Source organism: Mucilaginibacter rigui (assembly GCF_014773275.1).
Lineage (GTDB): Bacteria > Bacteroidota > Bacteroidia > Sphingobacteriales > Sphingobacteriaceae > Mucilaginibacter > Mucilaginibacter rigui_A.
Genome location: NZ_JACWMW010000002.1, coordinates 436,877 through 455,445 on the forward strand (window position 1 = coordinate 436,877; position 18,569 = coordinate 455,445).

Annotated in this window: 16 protein-coding genes; 10 read left to right on the forward strand and 6 right to left on the reverse strand. The window is 40.9% G+C overall.

Features of this window, described 5'->3' with window-relative positions:
• Positions 1-195 precede the first annotated feature (195 nt).
• The 5 genes from IDJ75_RS09070 to IDJ75_RS09090 all read left to right on the forward strand — a co-directional run bounded on the left by IDJ75_RS09070 (position 196) and on the right by IDJ75_RS09090 (position 6,940).
• Positions 196-3,081, forward strand: coding sequence for a TrlF family AAA-like ATPase (locus tag IDJ75_RS09070; protein WP_191175308.1), 2,886 nt, complete (start codon positions 196-198; stop codon positions 3,079-3,081).
• 521 nt (positions 3,082-3,602) lie between these two features.
• Positions 3,603-4,661 carry an esterase/lipase family protein gene (locus tag IDJ75_RS09075; RefSeq protein ID WP_191175309.1) on the forward strand — a complete coding sequence of 353 codons (1,059 nt, stop codon included), beginning with the start codon at positions 3,603-3,605 and terminating at the stop codon, positions 4,659-4,661.
• 1,011 nt (positions 4,662-5,672) lie between these two features.
• On the forward strand, positions 5,673-5,960 hold the full coding sequence (locus IDJ75_RS09080) for a hypothetical protein (RefSeq protein WP_191175310.1): 288 nt from the start codon (positions 5,673-5,675) through the stop codon (positions 5,958-5,960).
• 473 nt (positions 5,961-6,433) lie between these two features.
• Positions 6,434-6,607: a PAS domain-containing protein gene (locus tag IDJ75_RS09085; RefSeq protein ID WP_317173770.1), complete on the forward strand. Its 174-nt coding sequence runs from the start codon at positions 6,434-6,436 to the stop codon at positions 6,605-6,607.
• Positions 6,608-6,676: 69 nt separating this feature from the next.
• Positions 6,677-6,940, forward strand: a complete 264-nt coding sequence (locus IDJ75_RS09090) for a hypothetical protein (RefSeq protein WP_191175312.1) — start codon at positions 6,677-6,679, stop codon at positions 6,938-6,940.
• A 13-nt stretch (positions 6,941-6,953) separates the two neighbouring features.
• Here the strand turns inward: IDJ75_RS09090 and IDJ75_RS09095 are convergent, their stop codons facing one another.
• The 3 genes from IDJ75_RS09095 to IDJ75_RS09105 form a co-directional block, all read right to left on the reverse strand.
• Positions 6,954-7,553, reverse strand: coding sequence for a TlpA family protein disulfide reductase (locus IDJ75_RS09095; RefSeq protein WP_191175313.1), 600 nt, complete (start codon positions 7,551-7,553; stop codon positions 6,954-6,956).
• A gap of 392 nt (positions 7,554-7,945) precedes the next feature.
• Positions 7,946-8,095, reverse strand: a complete 150-nt coding sequence (locus IDJ75_RS09100; protein WP_191175314.1) for a hypothetical protein — start codon at positions 8,093-8,095, stop codon at positions 7,946-7,948.
• A 94-nt stretch (positions 8,096-8,189) separates the two neighbouring features.
• Positions 8,190-11,507 (reverse strand): VIT domain-containing protein, encoded by a 3,318-nt coding sequence (locus IDJ75_RS09105; RefSeq protein WP_191175315.1) that lies wholly within the window; start codon positions 11,505-11,507, stop codon positions 8,190-8,192.
• Between the two features lie 190 nt (positions 11,508-11,697).
• Here IDJ75_RS09105 and IDJ75_RS09110 point away from each other — a divergent pair, with 190 nt between their 5' ends.
• From IDJ75_RS09110 to IDJ75_RS09120, 3 genes are all read left to right on the forward strand, one after another.
• Positions 11,698-12,477 carry a succinate dehydrogenase cytochrome b subunit gene (locus tag IDJ75_RS09110; protein WP_191175316.1) on the forward strand — a complete coding sequence of 260 codons (780 nt, stop codon included), beginning with the start codon at positions 11,698-11,700 and terminating at the stop codon, positions 12,475-12,477.
• Positions 12,478-12,501: 24 nt separating this feature from the next.
• Positions 12,502-14,436: a fumarate reductase/succinate dehydrogenase flavoprotein subunit gene (locus tag IDJ75_RS09115; RefSeq protein WP_191175317.1), complete on the forward strand. Its 1,935-nt coding sequence runs from the start codon at positions 12,502-12,504 to the stop codon at positions 14,434-14,436.
• 83 nt (positions 14,437-14,519) lie between these two features.
• Positions 14,520-15,308 carry a succinate dehydrogenase/fumarate reductase iron-sulfur subunit gene (locus tag IDJ75_RS09120; protein WP_191175318.1) on the forward strand — a complete coding sequence of 263 codons (789 nt, stop codon included), beginning with the start codon at positions 14,520-14,522 and terminating at the stop codon, positions 15,306-15,308.
• A 76-nt stretch (positions 15,309-15,384) separates the two neighbouring features.
• Here the strand turns inward: IDJ75_RS09120 and IDJ75_RS09125 are convergent, their stop codons facing one another.
• From IDJ75_RS09125 to IDJ75_RS09135, 3 genes are all read right to left on the reverse strand, one after another.
• Positions 15,385-15,867, reverse strand: a complete 483-nt coding sequence (locus IDJ75_RS09125) for a TlpA family protein disulfide reductase (protein WP_191175319.1) — start codon at positions 15,865-15,867, stop codon at positions 15,385-15,387.
• Between the two features lie 27 nt (positions 15,868-15,894).
• A complete protein-coding gene (locus tag IDJ75_RS09130; RefSeq protein WP_191175320.1) occupies positions 15,895-16,911 on the reverse strand; it encodes a Gfo/Idh/MocA family oxidoreductase in 1,017 nt (338 codons plus the stop codon).
• A gap of 100 nt (positions 16,912-17,011) precedes the next feature.
• The gene (locus tag IDJ75_RS09135) at positions 17,012-17,593 is read right to left on the reverse strand and encodes a DUF4142 domain-containing protein (RefSeq protein WP_191175321.1); all 582 of its coding nucleotides are present in this window, start codon (positions 17,591-17,593) and stop codon (positions 17,012-17,014) included.
• A 153-nt stretch (positions 17,594-17,746) separates the two neighbouring features.
• On the opposite strand from IDJ75_RS09135, the gene gcvH reads away from it, so the two are divergent.
• Positions 17,747-18,127, forward strand: coding sequence for a glycine cleavage system protein GcvH (gene gcvH / locus IDJ75_RS09140; RefSeq protein WP_191175322.1), 381 nt, complete (start codon positions 17,747-17,749; stop codon positions 18,125-18,127).
• Positions 18,128-18,523 (forward strand): VanZ family protein, encoded by a 396-nt coding sequence (locus IDJ75_RS09145; protein ID WP_191175323.1) that lies wholly within the window; start codon positions 18,128-18,130, stop codon positions 18,521-18,523.
• Positions 18,524-18,569: the final 46 nt, after the last annotated feature.

Sequence of the window (18,569 nt, forward strand, 5' to 3'; positions counted from 1 at the left end):
GACCTGTCTCAATATTATCGCCCAAGAAAGCATTAAAGTTTATTAATCTTAGGGTTTACTAAAAAACTCATGGGATTGGTGGCTTTACAAGAATTAAGCATAATCTCTCAAGTGTATGGTAATGAGTTATTAATTAGTATAATTGTTCAGTTTAGCAATTTTTTATAAACTGTATAATTCACCTTATCCAAAGTTATGTCTGATTATAATTCTTTTCTACGTGGATCTGAATGGAGTAAATGGGATTTACATGTTCATACCCCGCTATCAATTTTTCAACGTTACGGCGGTGATACAAAGGAGGCATGGGAAGCATACATAAAAGACATTGAAAGTTTGCCACCTGAATTTAGTGTACTTGGTATCAATGATTACTTTTTTCTAGATGGTTATGAAAGACTACTAAAGGAAAAGTCTAACGGCCGAATGGCTAATATTAAATGTTTACTACCCGTTGTTGAATTCCGAATAGAAAAGTTTGCTGGGATTGATTTCGGTTCGTTAAAACGTATCAACTTGCACGTTATATTTTCCGAGGAATTATCTGTTGAAACTATTAAAAGTCAATTTCTAAACACCCTTGAACAAAGTTATGTATTAGAAACCACAGGTGAAGCTTGGACCAGAGCAATTACATATGCAAGTGTTAACGAATTGGGAAAGACGATTATAGAGAATGCACCAGCAGATAAGAGAAGTACATTTAGTTCCCCGCTAAACACAGGATTTAGTAATCTTAATATTAAGGAAGATCAAATTTTTACATCATTAAAAAAGGATTGTTTTAAAGGCAAGTATTTAATAGCGGTAGGTAAAACCGAATGGGGTGATTTAAAATGGACAGAAGCTTCTGTAGCTACCAAAAAGACAATCATTAACCAGGCGGATGTAGTTTTCACTGCATCTAATGGTATTGAAGATTTTGAAAAGGCCAAAATCCAGCTAAAAAACAATGCTGTAAAAGATTTATTGCTTGATTGTAGTGACGCACATTATTTTTCAAGTGCACCAGAAAAAGATCGAATTGGGAATTGCAATACGTGGATAAAGGCCAATCCAAATTTCGAAGGACTCAAGCAAATTTTATATGAACCTGACGACAGGGTAAAAGTCCAGGCATTAAAGCCGGACGTCAAAAAAGACAGGTATGTTATCTCTAAATTGAGTTTTCAAGATAGTGGCAAACTATTTGGCAATCAGGTGATTTTATTGAATGATAATCTCAATGCGATTATTGGTGGTAAGTCATCAGGAAAGTCGCTTCTGCTTTATTTGATGGCTCGGAGTATTGACCCGTCACAAGTAGAGCGCGCATCGGCAAGACTTGGATTTGACGGCTACACTTTTAAAGAAAATTTCGATTTTATTGCAGAATGGAAGAACGGAGAAACAGACAGGTATGCTGACAATATTAGAGAAAACAAAATTCATAAAATTACATATATACCCCAACTCTATATCAACTATCTGGTAGAGAAAAATAACAAAGAAGAATTAAATTCCCTTATTAAAGGAATTCTTTTACAAGATTCAGCATTCAAAATAAGATATGATGAGGCGATGGGTAAAATTAAACTCGTTAATTCAGAAATTGAAACTTTAATCAATACATATCTCCAAACCAGAGATAAAGCATTAGCGATACAAAAGGAATCGACTGAATTGGGTAAAAGCCAATCGATTCAGAAAAGCATTGATGATATCGATAGGCAAATCACCGATGGACAAAAGAGTTCAAACCTCTCTCCCGAAGAGTTTGACGATTACAAAAAACTATCTAACCAACAACAGGCAACCGAAAAAGCAATTGCATTTGAGTCAACTAAGAAAGAGACGTTAGATAGTTTGCTTTCTGAGCTAGCTGCGAACAATTCTGAGCTACTTGGGAGTCAAGATAGTGATGGTTTCAATACTCGCGGACGTATTGAAGTACTGTTAGATGAAATTATCGATGATCCCTCAATTGCTGAATTGCGAAAAGATATCCAAACTCAATATCAATCTATTATCGATAATTTAAAAGCCAAAGTAAGCCAGCTAAATATCGATGAGAACATTAATAAGTTACGACAGGTTTTGGTGGGCATAAACACATCTCTTAAAAAATATCTTGTAAAACTGGCCGGGCAGAAAGAATTGGTTAGATTGACTGAGAGTTTGAACAAGGAGAAAACCCGACTACAACAAGCTCTAAGTTTAGAAAAGCAATTTTCGTCTTTGTTAGCTGATTATAAATCTACACGAGAAAGGATTGTCAAGTTATTGAAACAGCGTGTCGAATTTTACGAACTAATAGTCAATATCGTAAATGGCACTAAAAAACATATTGATGCAGAAATAACATTAGAAGCAAGTCTCATTTATAAGGTCGAAAATTTTGGCTTTTCGGAAATGATCAATAAGGCAGCAATCTCACAAGATAGTGACTACCATAAGTTTTTTAGCAGCAAAACTAGCGTTGATTACAATTACATTAACGATTTTTTCATTCATCCACTAAGAGTTAATGATGACAAACTTTTGTACGAAAGTGATAAATTTTTGCCTTTGAAGCAGAAAATGTCTATTGATGGCGTTTTGCGCGCTCTTATAAAGGATACAATGGAGATAGATTACACTGTCAGTTACAAGGGGGATAACTTACTTGAAATGTCGCCAGGTAAAAAAGGCACTGTTTTATTAATATTGTTTTTGGAGATCAGTTCAGCAGAGTATCCTATCTTGATTGATCAACCCGAAGATAATTTAGATAATCGAACTATATATGAATTATTGTGTCGAATAATTAAAGAGAAAAAGAAGGAACGACAAATCATTATCGTATCTCATAATGCGAATTTAGTTGTGGCTACCGACACCGAAAATGTGATAGTTGCAAATCAATTAGGACAATCCACTAATGAAACTTTATCTGGGTTGCGTTTTGAATACGTTAACGGATCATTAGAGCACACGAGCAAGATTGATACGACGATTCAAAATGTATTGCACCAGCAAGGAATAAAAGAGCATGTATGTGACATTTTAGAGGGTGGTAACAAAGCATTTAAACAACGAGAAAAGAAATATGCTATACAATAACGTGATTGATCACTCTATTGATCACTTTTTGAAAGTATATTCCGAACAAAATCACCTACGTATTTTGAATCAGCGATATTTAGGAAACCTTTTTTCAGTACTTGTCTACCCCATTGGGTCCATACAACCCTAAAGTTTTATCAAGGGCGTCTATCTCTTTTTCGAACGCGCCTTGGCGTTATATCAAACGGATTCTCCTTGGAAAATTGAAACTTGATAGGCTTCGAATTATATTAAAAGACATGTTAAAGACATTTGTTGACGCTTATAGCCACACAGTTGAGTTTAACAACTCTGTAAATGGCTGCAATAGGAAACGGCATAACATTGTTTATATTTACTGATTATCTTATAATATCGCGCCACATCCGAGGGGAAAACTCTCAATAGCGCACTGGTGAAGCTGGTGCCAACACCCGGGAAACTGCTGAATGGAGAAACGGAATGAAGCGGGTGGAACGGCGGTCTTATTCTGCCTTTTTATAATTAACATTGTACTTTAATACAGATTAAATCGACATATGCCGCTGTTTAATGAATCATTAAAGGTTGGAAACAAAAAATTTGATAATGCCATCATATTTGTTCACGGCTTAAATGGTAGCCGCGATAGTTGGATGGGTGAAAACAGTAGCTTCGTGAGCACGCTAAAGAAGCAAAGCGATGTAAACGCCAATTACCAGTTATTCGTATTTGAATATCCCAGTAAAATCCTCGAAGCTGGTTTTTGGAAAAAAATCAAAGCGAAATTGCCGTTTTCAGGAAAAAAAAAAGATACTTTCAACGTTAGTATTCGTGCAATTGCCATGGAATTGGCCAGCGACATCCGGGAAACTTTTGGTGATTACAAAAATATTGTTATTGTTGCGCATAGTATGGGTGGGCTGATTGTTAAACGTGCTATAATCGATATGCAGGCAGTAGACCTCAGAAAAGTAAAATTGGTGCTATCCTTGTCTGTCCCGCATCATGGTGCAAGTTTAGCTGAACTCGGCACCAAATTGCTGGGCAAGCATATTCAGTTACTTGATTTAAAAAGATTTTCGGACTTTACTAATGAACTGACTTATCAATTTGCTAACCTGGAAGATAAGCCGACGGTCATTTACCAATCGGGTCACCAGGATGAAATCGTTAACGAAGGTTCAGCTATACCAGCAGGTGTGACCGCCGCTTTTCGTATCGACACCAATCACAACCATTACAGCGTCCAGGATATCTCGGACCCGGCATCACATACCCCTTATAAGCGGCTGCTGAAAGAATTGAAAGCCTTAGTAACTCTGGGCCAACAACAGAGCAGCTCTGTAAAAGGGAATGCGCCAATGGAATTTGACATTCCTGCTGGTTGTTCATTGAAAGTAATCGCCGAGTTATTAACAGAGACAGCTTCTTGCACTATCTCTTTTACTGGTTTCACCGATGCCGAACTGGCAGTCGGTATTCGTTCACAAAAGGTTAATGCAGAAAACACCTACAAAGGTTTAGAAGCCCTCCAACATTTAACGGAGGAGCCGTCCGTTCGTTATAAGGTAAATATTAACGGCTCACATTACGAATTAATCAATCACCCTAATTAAATTTCCCATGAATTGCAGTTGCAATAGGCCCCCAGGTGGCACCACCAATTGTCCCGATGACGATCTTGCCATATGCCGGAATGAAAATGGCGAATGCCACGGTTCATGTCACCCTATACCTAAAAGATTAAACTTTACCGAGCGGGATAACTGGTTACTCTCCTTGATTAAAGATGAACAGCGGTCAGAATTCGATTTTATTTCCAGAGCAGATCGTGAGATTCTAAACAGCAAGAACTATGTCTTCGTGAAGCATGGTGTTAGGGTTACCATCAGGTTTGATTTTCCGGAAATGCGTACAGACTATTAAGCGTGGCATTGATATATAGGTCGATCAATTTTGGGCAAAAACGAAGTCTAACAGAACATCTTAACAACAGCAAACACATGATTTAATCATCGGCGAAACAACAAAACATGATGACGATTGGGTGCCATTCGAAATAGAATATGCTTGTCGCAACCTGAAGAAGTTGCAAAGATTATAGTAGCCGTGACAGAAAGCTCACAATAAGGATAGCCAAATATGCATCTTGCATTCACGAATACCTCCAAGAAATAAGGTTATAGTTTTACTGGTAAAAGCTATTTCAATTGTTTATATTTGAAATAGTTCTTTCAAACTCAATTAAAACGTATCAAATTATTCGGTTACCTAATCGGTTACCTTTTAATTCATAGAAACATCAAATTATTGATAATAAAGCCATTGCGGAAAAGTCAACGGACCCGTCCATTCCGCAGAAAACTAAAAAGCCTTACTGAGAAGTAAGGCTTTTCTGCGTTAAGCCTTTTTAGGGGGCTTCCATATCAGATAAATCAATTATTTACAATCCTGTAGGGTATCATTTCGGGCAACATGATCTTTCCCCAAATTTATCACCTATGGCCGAATTAACATTATGTAAATCAGTTGCTTACAGTGGGATTGTTTAAATCATTCATCAGCGATATTGGTAAACACTTATTTACAAACCATATTTTACCTTTATTTTTGAAAAAAAATGAGCAGTGAAAACTTTAATCGAATTTAAAGAATCATTGAATTTAGACCAGCCTATCGGCGAGCTCTGTGTTCAGTTAAAAAGTCTATGGTATGATGGTAAGGGTGATTGGTATCAAGCGCATGCCCTGGTTGATCAATTAAAAGATCAGGGATCGGCGTGGGTTCATGCCTACCTACACCGTAAAGAAGGTGATATCTGGAATGCGGATTACTGGTATAGCAAAGCGCGGCATATTCGCCCAAACTTGTCTTTACAAAAGGAGTGGGAGCAGTTGGTGTTACATTTGCTTTAATTGGAGATAGGTAATTTCTTTGTATATATTATGTTGAGCTTGACAGGCCCATTGGGTGAAAATCTGAAGGGCTTTTTGTTTATATTGCATTTTTGTGTTTAATAATAAATCTAATCTATCGTGAGCAGGAAGTTTTTATTCTGGCCGATACTCATATACCTTATTATAGGATTTGTTTGGCTGGTTACCGGTACCTGGCTGCTTAACCATATTCAAGCTAACCACCCTTCGGCAAATTTGAAGTACCTGTGGGATATAAAAAACATTGTTTTTCTTTTAGCGAGTGTAATTGGTGTTGTTTATTTAATGAACAGCTATTATAAAATATTACTGCTAAAGGAAAGGGTTTTAAACGGGCAGTTGCAAAGGGGAAAGTTGAACTTGATGCATTATTAAATATTTATGAGGTTGTTACCCGGGCAACAAGCGATGTTATATGGGATTACGATATTACCAGTGATGAACTAACGTGGATTAGTGGTTACAAGGAGGTGCTTGGATATAAAGATAAGTCAATAGCAACAAACGTTTTCTGGAATATGAAGCGCATACACGGGGACGACAGGGCTACTATTATTAGCGCCTTTAAAAAGGTGCTTGCAGAAAAAAAGCAAAAATGGAATGCAGAATACAGGTACCAATGCTAGGATGGTAGTTATAAATATGTTTTAGACCGCGGGTATCTGATCTGCGATCAAAATAATAAACCTGTCAGAATGATTGGTGCGATGCAGGATATTAGCACACCTAAATTATATGGCCAGCAATTAGAGGAGCAAAATGCGCGGCTGAAAAAAATTGCCTGGCTAAACTCTCACGAAATAAGAAGGCCGCTTTGTAATATAACGGGGCTGATCCCATTAATTAAGGCTTGCGCCAATAATACCGAAGACCTGAATCACCTGCTCTCCCTTTTAGAAAAAGCATCAACCGAGTTGGATGATACCATCAGCAAAATAAACGAAACAAGCCAGGATTAGCAGAAGATAGGGATTAGCCCTTCTTCTTCAAATAATCATGTACAAACTGATCTACATCAGCCAAATCTATATTAGCTTTAAGTATGCGCCATTGCCCATCGACCAGGAAATAGGCGGGGACTGTTTTTATCTGCCAGTTAGCAACGTTTGGCGAACTATCGCCTTTAAAATCGGCCACCTGCGGCCAGGTTAACTGGCTTAGTTTAACTGCGCGTTCCCAGGTTTGTTTGTTGGCATCGGTAGCAACACTTACTGTTTTAAAACCCCCTTTATCGCTATCGCTTAAAATAAGGCCGTTAAGCATTTTAGAGTGGTTTATTTCGCTTAACTGACTGGTTGATGTCCAAAACTCTACCAATATTACTTTGGCGCTTATGGATCTCTTATCGAATGCTTTCCCATCGATAGTAAAGCCTGCAATATCGGGTGCGCTTGCTCCCGGCAAAAGCTTGGTTAAGATGCTTATTTTGTTGGCAATCTTTACGCCGTCGTCAGTGCTTTTAGCTTTTTCGGTAAGCTTTTTAAAAATGCTGTTATATTCAACCGGGTACTCATCCATGTATTGCTGCGCCATAATATGTGCAGCGACAACGTTATCCGGATGTTTGGCCACGTAGGCAGTTAGTATCTCCGGCTCCAGCTTTCTACGCTTTATTTGATAACCCCGGGTTTTATCGGTCAGTGCTGTGTGCGCTTTTTTAGTTAACGCTTTCGCTTCGCGCGTATCCAGATATATCAGTAACGAATCTATGGTGTGGTTAAGGCCCCCGGATAATTCATTTTCGGTTTTATAATAATCAGAAAGCTGTCGCTGCGTATGCGATGTGGTTGTAATGCCCGGGTAAATACCCCTGCTGTTTGGCTTAACATCTATGGTATAGCTGCCATTCTCCAGGTATATCTCGAAACTGTTTTTGGCGCTTAATGGCTTGGTGTTATCCAGTACAGTAATATTATAATAGCCGGGGGCTTCAAAAGCCTTGCTGATGGTAGCGCTGCCATCCTTTATATTTTGCTTAACAGCTCCTGGTTGTTTTGGTTGATGATGACCGTACCGCTTGCTATACCGGAAGTTTTAATATTTAATTCAACTTTAGGCGGTTGGTTGCAGGCTGTAATAAACAACACCGCGGCGATAAGGTAATAGTATTTCATTATAAATAATCAGGAGACCGAAAATAGAGAATATCTTTTCAATTTTAAAAGAACTTTTAAGCCGGGTTTAACATTTGTTAAACCCGGCTGTTTGTTATTTAAAATCTAAGTCGCCAATGTATACTCCGCCCTTGGCATCTTTTTTCATTTGCAGTACAATCATCTCTTTCTTTTCTTGTGGTGTTCCGTAATGGGTGTACATCTCGGCCATAATAGTTGTTGGCCCCGCAATGGTTGCCTGGGTATCGCCATAATAATCTATCTCTATCTTGTAGGTGCCTTTTATGGATTTTTTCAGCATGAATTGTTCGGGGCCAAAACCCTGGGTCATATCGCGCGAGATGCGGCCACCAGCTGCGGTACGGTTATGGCTGTAAAAGCATTTTTCGCCATTCGGGTCGGTTACCCACAGGTCAATATCGGTGTTGTTCATGTTCCAGTTCATAACAATCCTTATATCAACCGGCAGTGGTTTAATAAACTTTTTAGAGATAGCGGACTGGGAAAGCCGCGGCTTATGCAACGCTATAATATGATTTATTTCGGGCAGGAAGATCTCCTGTATCCCTCTGTAAATATTGTCGGCATCGTTGGTGTAGCTTTTTGTCATGGCGGCATAAAGTACATCAAGCGCTTTTTGATATTCGCCGGCATCGGCAAGCGCCAACCCGTAATCGCGGTAACTTTGCGGGTCTAAGGGGCGCAGTTCGGTTACCTTTTTAAAGGCGAATACTTCGCTTTCAAAATCACCAAGCTGTTTAAATTTATAGCCCAGCATTTTGTATAATTCGTAGCTCTCCAAGTCTAACTCGGCCAGGTTGCTTAATACCCGTATACCAATCTCCCGGTTACCCGTTGTTATGAAATAATTAGCCACATCAAAATAATACACCGGATTGCTTTTTTGGCCGGCACGCAACTCTAAATATTTTTGATACTGATTCTCTTTAGCCGTTTTTTTAAGCACTTTCAAATAATCCTCGTCGGCTTTTTTATAAGTGATATCGATACCTTTTGCAGCACTACCACTACGTAATGAATCTGCATTTGAAGCTGCGCTTCTTTTAGTGGTGATAATGATCGCACCGCTCGCTGCATTCGCCCCATATAAAGCAGTTGCGTTTGACCCATTCAATACAGATATATTGTCGATATCATCCGGGTTTAAATTTTTCAAAACATCCTGCGGAACAATAATATTATCTAAAATCACTAATGCTTTGTCGTTTGAGGCCACCGACCTGTTGCCTCTTAGCACGATGCGTGTGTTTGGGTTTGCGCCAGACGATATTACATTTACTTGCAAACCGGCAACCATGCCATTCAAGGCTTGAGGTAAATTCTTTGTGTAGCCATGTGTAATTGCATCGGGGCTTGCTGGTTGAGTAGTATCGTAGCCTTGTGCGCTTCCGGGGGGATTTATGGTACTAACCGAACCTGTTACATCCCTTCTTCTTTGTACATTGGTACCGGTCACTACAACCTCGTTAAGTTGCCCCGGGTTTACACGCTGACTCGCCGCATGAGCGCTCCTTTCCTCAACAACCTGCCTTACATCTGCACTACCAACAGGCTCATCAATTTGGACTACTGAAGCGGCATCGCCAGTAACGCGTTTCCTTTTGGTTTTTGGGGTTAGTTTAGGGTTGTTATCCCGGTTCCACCAACGTGTCAACTCACTCATCATATTGGTGGCCGTAGTAAGGTTTTCTCTTTGCAGGGAGTTTATATTGCTGCCCCGCTGCTTCATTATGGCATTATATTCGGCACGCAGTTCTGCAGGCGGCTCAATCTCATATTGGATATAATCATTAATTGTTTCCAGTATAATGAGCGATGTGTTGCGGGTTATAATGCCAAAGCGTTTACCCAGTTGTTCTATCGGTTGTTTATTGGTATTATAATCAATATCCGGTTCGTTTATTTTTTTCTGTGCCCAAAGTTTGGCAACATCAACATTATCAACAGCATTTTTTTGCAGGTCGAGGTCTACGTTTTTTTCAACGCTCACCTTGTTGCCATAGCCAAACTGTAAAATAACAGATTGATTTGGATTACGGGTAATACCGGCTACTGAAAAAGCGCCATTAACAGTAACGTGTAGCGAAGGATAACTTTCTTCAATATCTCCGCCATTTTTGATGCCTAAAAAATGCAGGGGCTGCATCATTACTTTTTGTAGCGCCTGCTCAGGGGTAATGGTATTAAGGTCTATCAGTACCCCGCCCGATTTTAATGCGATCAGCTTTAAGTTATTATAATCGGCAGTGGCCGATGAATTGATGCAGTAAACGGGCTTGTTGTTTAGCTTTAAGGTTTTATCGCCAAAGGTTTGGTGGCCGTCGCTCATCAATAAAAATTCGTCGGCATTGTATTTCGATAGGTCGATGTTGCCAAGATCGGTAGCGCCATCATAAACCATGCTTTTTAAATCGGCCTTTAAAGCCGCCCAGCTGTTTTTTAGGGAGTACACCCTGGTTTTTAAAACTTTGTTGCTAAAGGTTATCAGTGTAAGCTCTGCATCGCTATTTTGTTCGGTGTAGTTTGCTAAAAATGAAAGCTCTTTGTTAATATCCCGGTTTGCGCCGCTTAGCGATGCATCCCACAATAAAGCAATACGTTTTGGCAGGGACTTTTCAATTTGTTTGGCAGGGATAATTGTGTTTACAAAATAGTAGTATTTGTTGCCAAGCTGCTGTAGCATTACCCCGATTGCATCGGCAGGTTTAGGGATGGAAAATGACAGGGCGTGGTCCGGAACGTAGTTTGTTTTTTCTACCGATGCCGTATAGGTGTTTTGATGCGCGTTAAACTTAAGTTCATCCGCATTATCGGTAAGAGGCACAGTCGCGCTTTGTATTACAGATGCATTCAGGGAAAACTTTTGCACCGTATCTTTTAAATTGAGAGGCAAATTAAATTTAAGCACCCCGTTATCTGCCATCGGGATCTCTTCTTCGTATCCAATAATAATGGTGCGGGTACTATTAGGATTAAGCGGATAGATGCGGGTACGGAAGGTATTACCCGCTACTTTCTCCAGCAATCCCGGGTCAATCCGGCGACGTTCTATCGATTCAAAAACTACTGTGCCCTTACCCCTGTCTACCGGTACAGCCTCACGCATTTTGCCGTTAATATCAAGGGCGTACCGGCTAATATTAACCCCATCCTTTAGCGGGAAGGTGAGTGTGCACTCCAAAACGCGCGAGGTGGAGTTGTAAAACGTCATTTGCCATGTTGTGCGACTTATATTGCCATACACGGCTACGTCAATTTTCAACTGCTGCAGTTTTACACCGGTATTGCTCTGGCCATCAACAGTAATTTGCGGCGATTGTGCTTTTACAATTGTTGAGCTGATAATTAATAATAGCAGGAAACATAATAGTGATCTGGTCTGTGCTTTCATCGTATTGCTTGTTTCCTGTAGGATGCAATACAAAAGCATATTCCATAAATTATTTATAAAAATAATTTCCGCCGAAACGGCTTACATTTCTATAACTTGCTTAGACTGTTTCTAAATAATCAATATCATTCCTTTAAGCCGAAACCATTTCTATCTTTTGGTACTTTTGCGTAAATAAATCTGATCAATAATGAGCGAATTTAAACAAACCTTTAACTCATCACTGGGAAAGAAGCTGATCATGGCTTTAACTGGCTTGTTTTTGTGTACTTTCTTAATTGTGCACCTTGGCGGTAACCTTTTATTATTTAAAGACGACCAGGGCTTTGCATTTAACAGCTACGCAAATTTCTTAACGCATTTTCCTCCTATAGAAGTTATAGCCTATTTGCTGTACCTATCTATAATAGTGCATGCTGTTTATGCCCTGGTGTTAACTATTAAAAACCGCAGGGCAAGGCCGGTGGGTTATGCCGTGCAGCCAAAGTCGGATGCCTCATGGTCATCAAAAAACATGGGCTTATTGGGTTCTATCCTGCTATTGTTCATTGTAATACACATGGGCGATTTTTGGTTTACCTACAAGTACAACAACATTTTAGGCTTTAAAGAGTACCGCACCAATCTGGCTACAAACGAAACCACGGTATCTGATTACACCCCCCAGGTTGCCGATTTTGAAAGGTCGATCTCTACCGAGAACAATGTAGAGATAGTACGTGTAAAAGACCTGCATGCACGCATCCAAAGCAGCTTTAGCCATTTATGGTATGTTGCATTCTATGTAATAGCAATGGGCGCGGTGTCATTCCACCTGTTGCATGGCTTTCAAAGCGCGTTCCGTACGCTGGGCTGGGTACATAAAAAGTACACACCTATTGTTTACTTCTTCGGCACCTGGCTGTTTGCGGTTATTATACCGATAGGCTTCGCCCTAATGCCGATTATATATTACTTAAAGAGTTTATAAAGTTTACGCTAAATAATATTTGAAATGAGTTTAGATGCTAAAATTCCGCAAGGCCCATTAGCCGAAAAATGGAGCAAGCATAAATTTAATTTAAAGCTGGTTAACCCTTCCAATAAGCGTAAGTACGATGTTATTGTTGTAGGTACAGGTTTAGCCGGCGCATCTGCGGCGGCATCACTGGCCGAGCTTGGTTATAACGTTAAATCATTTTGCTTTCAGGATAGCCCACGCCGTGCGCACTCTATTGCTGCACAGGGTGGTATTAACGCTGCAAAAAATTATCAAAACGATGGCGATAGCGTTTATCGCCTTTTTTACGATACTATTAAAGGTGGTGATTACCGCGCCCGCGAAGGCAACGTTTACCGCCTGGCAGAGGTATCTGTAAATATCATTGACCAGTGCGTTGCACAAGGCGTACCATTTGCCCGCGAATATGGCGGCTTATTGGATAACCGTTCATTCGGTGGTTCGCAGGTGTCACGTACGTTTTATGCCCGTGGCCAAACAGGGCAACAGCTTTTATTAGGTGCGTATTCGGCATTGAACCGCCAGATCCACCTGGGTAAAGTAAAAATGTACACCCGTACAGAGATGCTTGATGTGGTTGTTATTGACGGCCATGCCAAAGGTATCATCACCCGTAACTTAAAAACCGGCGAGATTGAAACACATGCCGGTCATGCTGTGCTATTAGCTACAGGCGGTTATGGTAACGTGTTCTACCTGTCAACAAACGCAATCGGATCTAACGTAACTGCAGCGTGGCGCGCCCACAAACGTGGTGCATACTTTGCCAACCCTTGCTATACCCAGATCCACCCAACCTGTATACCGGTTACCGGCGATCACCAGAGCAAGCTTACGCTGATGTCTGAATCGTTACGTAACGATGGCCGTGTCTGGGCACCAAAAACGGTTGAGATAGCACAAAAACTTCAAAAGAAAGAGATCAGTGCTTCTGATGTAAAAGAAGAAGACAGGGATTACTTCCTGGAAAGAAAATATCCGTCATTCGGTAACCTTGTACCGCGCGATGTGGCATCACGTAATGCCAAAGAAATGTCTGACGAGGGCAAGGGTGTAGGTACAACCGGCTTAGCTGTTTACCTTGATTTTGCCGAAGCCATACAACGTTTAGGCGAAGATACTGTACGCGCTAAATATGGTAACTTGTTTGACATGTACCTGCAAATTACGGACGAGAACCCGTACAAACAGCCAATGCGCATTTACCCGGCGGTACACTATACAATGGGCGGCCTTTGGGTTGATTATAATTTAAGCACAAACGTACCGGGTTTATACGCCATGGGCGAATGTAACTTTAGCGACCACGGTGCAAACCGCCTTGGTGCATCAGCACTGATGCAGGGCTTATCTGACGGTTACTTTGTAATCCCTTACACACTGGGCGATTACCTTGCAACCATAGGGCCGAAGCCTGTTGATAAAAATCACCCTGCTTTTGAGAAAACCAAACAGGATGTTATTGCATACAACAACAAATTGCTTGCCCTTAAAGGCACTAAAACAGTTGTTGAATACCACCGCGAGCTTGGCCACATTATGTGGGAGTACTGCGGAATGGCACGTACCGAAGAAGGTTTGACCAAAGCTAAGGCGATGATAAAAGAGCTGAAAGCCGATTTTTGGAAGAACGCTATTGTAACCGGCGAAAACGAAGAAGTGAATGCTGCCCTTGAAAGAGCAGGCCGTGTTGCTGATTTTATTGAGCTTGGCGAACTGATGGTTACCGATGCGTTAAACCGTCGAGAATCATGCGGTGGACACTTCCGCCTGGAGTCGCAAACAGAAGAAGGCGAAGCCTTACGCGATGACGACAACTTCGCTTTTGTATCAGCATGGGAATTTACCGGTGAAAACCAGGAAGAAGTGCTGCACAAAGAAGAGCTGATTTTTGAAAATGTTAAGTTAACACAACGTAGTTATAAATAGGAGAATGGTTGATTGAGTTTAATAGGGAATGGTTAAAACCACTCACCACTTAACTTAATCAGCTACTCACTAATCTCAAAACAATGAGTGGACACATGAACCTGACGCTGAAAGTATGGCGCCAAAAAAACACACAAACACCGGGCAAGTTTGTGACCTATAAGGCCGAAAATATTTCGCCGGATATGTCTTTTCTGGAAATGCTTGACGTGGTGAACGAAAGCCTTACCCGTAAAAACGAGGAGCCTATCTATTTTGATCATGACTGCCGCGAAGGTATTTGCGGTTCTTGCTCATTATATATTAACGGCCACCCGCACGGCCCTAAAAAAGCCATTACAACCTGCCAGTTGCACATGCGTACCTTTAACGATGGTGAGACCATTACTATCGAGCCATGGCGTTCGGCTGCGTTCCCGATAGTGAAGGATCTGGCGACAGACCGTTCAGCTTTCGACCGCATCCAGCAGGCAGGTGGTTACGTATCGGTAAATACCGGTGGTGTGCCCGATGCCAACATCATCCCAATCCCTAAGGTTATTGCCGACGAGGCTTTCAACTCGGCTACCTGTATTGGTTGCGGGGCCTGCGTTGCTGCTTGTAAAAATGCATCGGCTATGTTATTCACCTCAGCAAAAATTACCCAGTTAGGGTTACTGCCACAAGGCCAGACAGAGCGTTATAGCCGCGTACAAGCCATGGTTGCCCAAATGGACGAAGAAGGTTTTGGTAACTGTACCAATACCGGTGCCTGCGAAGCAGAGTGCCCTAAAGAGATCAGCCTGAACAACATCGCGTTCATGAATAACGATTTCTTCAGCGCAAAACTGTTCCGCGAGGAGCACGCACACGATCACGCCGGTGGCGAATAAGCTATAAATACTATTTTAAAAAATAAAAGCCCGGCTGCATTTGCAATCGGGCTTTGTTATAAAAGTCAAATCGGCCTTAAACTTTCTTGATCGCCGCTAACAGGTCGCTCGCTTCGGGTTGTTTCTCAAATGACTGTACCAACTGGCCGTTTTTACCATAAATGGCCACAAACGGTGTATGTTTAAGTTGGTAAAAGCGCTGTACGGTGTAGGTGTAGCCTTCGGTACCCAAAACAAAGTTCGGATAAGCTTTTAAGCCGTAATCATTCTCAAAGGTCTTAACCATTCGGATATCGGTAAACGTTATCATTATCACCTGTATGTTTTTGAATTTAGCCATGGATGGCTTCATGTCATTGATCAGTTTTTGGCAGTGGGGGCAGTCCGGCGCAAAATAAATGATCATTACAGGTTTGTTCTTTACCAGGTCTGCCGGGGTAAGGTTTTGGTCTTTAGTTGTTAATATTTTATACGGGGGAATGGTAAGCGGTATAGTTTGTGCCTGTGTGCATGCAAAGCCGGCTATTACCGCAAGTAATAGAAATATAAGTCTTTTCATTTGTTTTATCGTCATTTAGAAAATTAATTAAGCCTCCAGCAGTTCCAGCTGCCAGGCAATATGTTCTTCTGTTACAGGGAATAACGCATTATCGCGAATTGTATGATAAACTGCATTAAATATTTCATTGTAATCGCCCTTTTGCGAAGGTACAGCTTCGGTACTTTTTTGGTTGTCTACACCTGCTGTTATTAATTGGCCCTCATTACCGGCAGGCTCAATTCCATAAGCCGGATCGGTTGGCATCATGCCTCTATCAAGTTGTGCTTCCTGTACGTCGGTGCGGTTTTTAATAAAACTACCTAAAGTGCCGTTTATCCAGAAGCCCGGTGTATCACCGGCAATTTGCAGGCCCGATGTTAAATAAACGTTAAGCTGATTTGGATATATTAAATGGTAATGGAAGTAATCGGGCACTTCAGAACCCTCACGGTAGATGCCCGTTGTTTTATGGAACGAGATAGGTTTGCCAAATAACGCGATAGTGTTATCAATTAAATGTGCTCCAAGGTCATACACCAAACCACCGGCCGGTACGCCCTTGGTTTCTTTAAATGATTTTACGCCTATTGCCGTTTTGTACCTGTCCATCCTGAAAGTAACTTCTATTAAATTACCCAGGCGGCCGCTTTCTATTACTTCTTTAGTTGATAAAAAGCCGCTATCGTATCGGCGGTTTTGGTAAACCATGAGGTGTTTGTTTAGCTTGCGGGCTGTATCAAACAACTCTTTAACCTGTGCCGATGTTGCAGCTGCTGGTTTTTCAAGCAGTACGTGTTTACCGGCTTTCATGGCCATCATGGCGTGCTCAAAATGCAGGTTGCTTGGGGTGTTTACAATAACAAGTTCTATCTCATCATCATTTAACAACTCATCAATGTTGTTATAGCTAATAATGTCCGGATAAATATCGGCGGCCTTTTTTTGGCTGCGTTCAACTATCGCTTTAAGCTTAAAGCCCGGGTTGGTACTGATAAATGGGGCATGAAAAATCCTGCCCGACATGCCGTAGGCCATTAGGCCTGTAACTATTGGTGCTGCCATGGTGGTAAATTTATCATATTAACAGGTATCAACATAAATTATCTAAAATAAAAAAGGGATAGGCTTACACCTATCCCCTCTTCTTTATAATAAGACCAGCTTATTTCATGCTTTTTTGTATCGCTTCAATTTTAGCCAAGTGTTCTTTAACTGTAGGCAATGTCTTGGTGGCAAAAGCCATCAGGTCGGTATCTTTGCAATTTTTTGACGCATCTTCTAACATTGATGCTACTTTTTTATGCCCGTCAACCATGGCATCAACATACGCCTTGTCAAAATCTTTACCTGTTTTTGCCGACATATCGGTCAGCATTTTTTGGTGGTCAGCATCGGGGGCTACCGGTAAAGTGATATTCTTTTTCTTGGCAATTTCCATCAATTCGTCATTTGCCTTGGTATGGTCGGTAACCATCATAGCAGCAAATTCTTTAACCTGTGGGTTCGTCGCTTTTTCTGAAGCCACTTTACCAGCCGCTACTTCGGCCATGCCTGCGTTGGCTGCATCTGTAGCAAATTTTGCATCATTAGCATCCACGGCAATACCGGTAGATCCGTTTGTTGTGGTGTCTTTTACGGCATTTACACTGTCAGCAGTTTCTTTACTGTCTTTTGCGGCATTGTTACATGCCTGGAATGATAAGGCTGCAACAGCCATCATTGCCACTAAACTTAATTTTTTCATTTTAGATAGGTGTTTTTGTTTTTATATTATTAGTTAACAAAATTTACGCCAATTGGTTTGTTGCCACTACATTAATTATGCATGTGTTAAAATTGTGCTTGTTGTTGATATCCCTTAAAGTTTTATTATTTTTGAAGACATAAATCAATCAATATGAATTTTCCTGCAGAGTTAAAATACACAAGCGACCACGAGTGGATAAGAGTTGAAGGTGATGAGGCTTACATTGGTATAACCGAGTTTGCCCAGGGCGAATTAGGTGATATAGTTTACATCGATATAAATACTGTTGGCCAGGACGTTACAAAAGAATCGGTTTTTGGAACTGTTGAAGCTGTTAAAACAGTATCAGACTTGTTTATGCCGGTTGACGGAACCATCCTTGAGGTGAACGAAAAACTGGATAGCCAGCCCGAACTGGTTAACTCTGACCCATATGGCGATGGCTGGATGGTAAAGATAAAATTGACCAACCCGGCAGACGTAGAAAAACTTTTAGATGCAGATGCTTATAAAGGCGTTATTGGCCAATAAATGAAACAAACGCTAAAATATTACGGGCCTGCAATTTTGTGGGCCTTATTTATTTTAATTATATGTGCTGTGCCGTTTAGTGCGCCCGGCCCTCCTGATTTGTTTTTCCCAGGTTTTGATAAGCTTGTGCATTGCGTATTGTTTTTTGTGCTTTCTGTATTATACTGCTATGGCAGCATCCGCAAATGGCAAACACGAAGCATTCGTATAGCAATTGCTATGAAAAACACAGTGGTGTTGATAAGTTATGGCGCTTTGATAGAATATTTGCAAATGCGCGTTTTTACCTGGCGCAGTGGCGATTGGAATGACCTGCTGGCAGATACCATTGGCAGTTGTATGGGTATTTTTGGCGTATTGTTAACCAGTAATGCTATCAATCATGAAAACAGTTAAATATCTGTCTGCAGCTTTAATTATTACTATAGGGCTCTCATCGTGC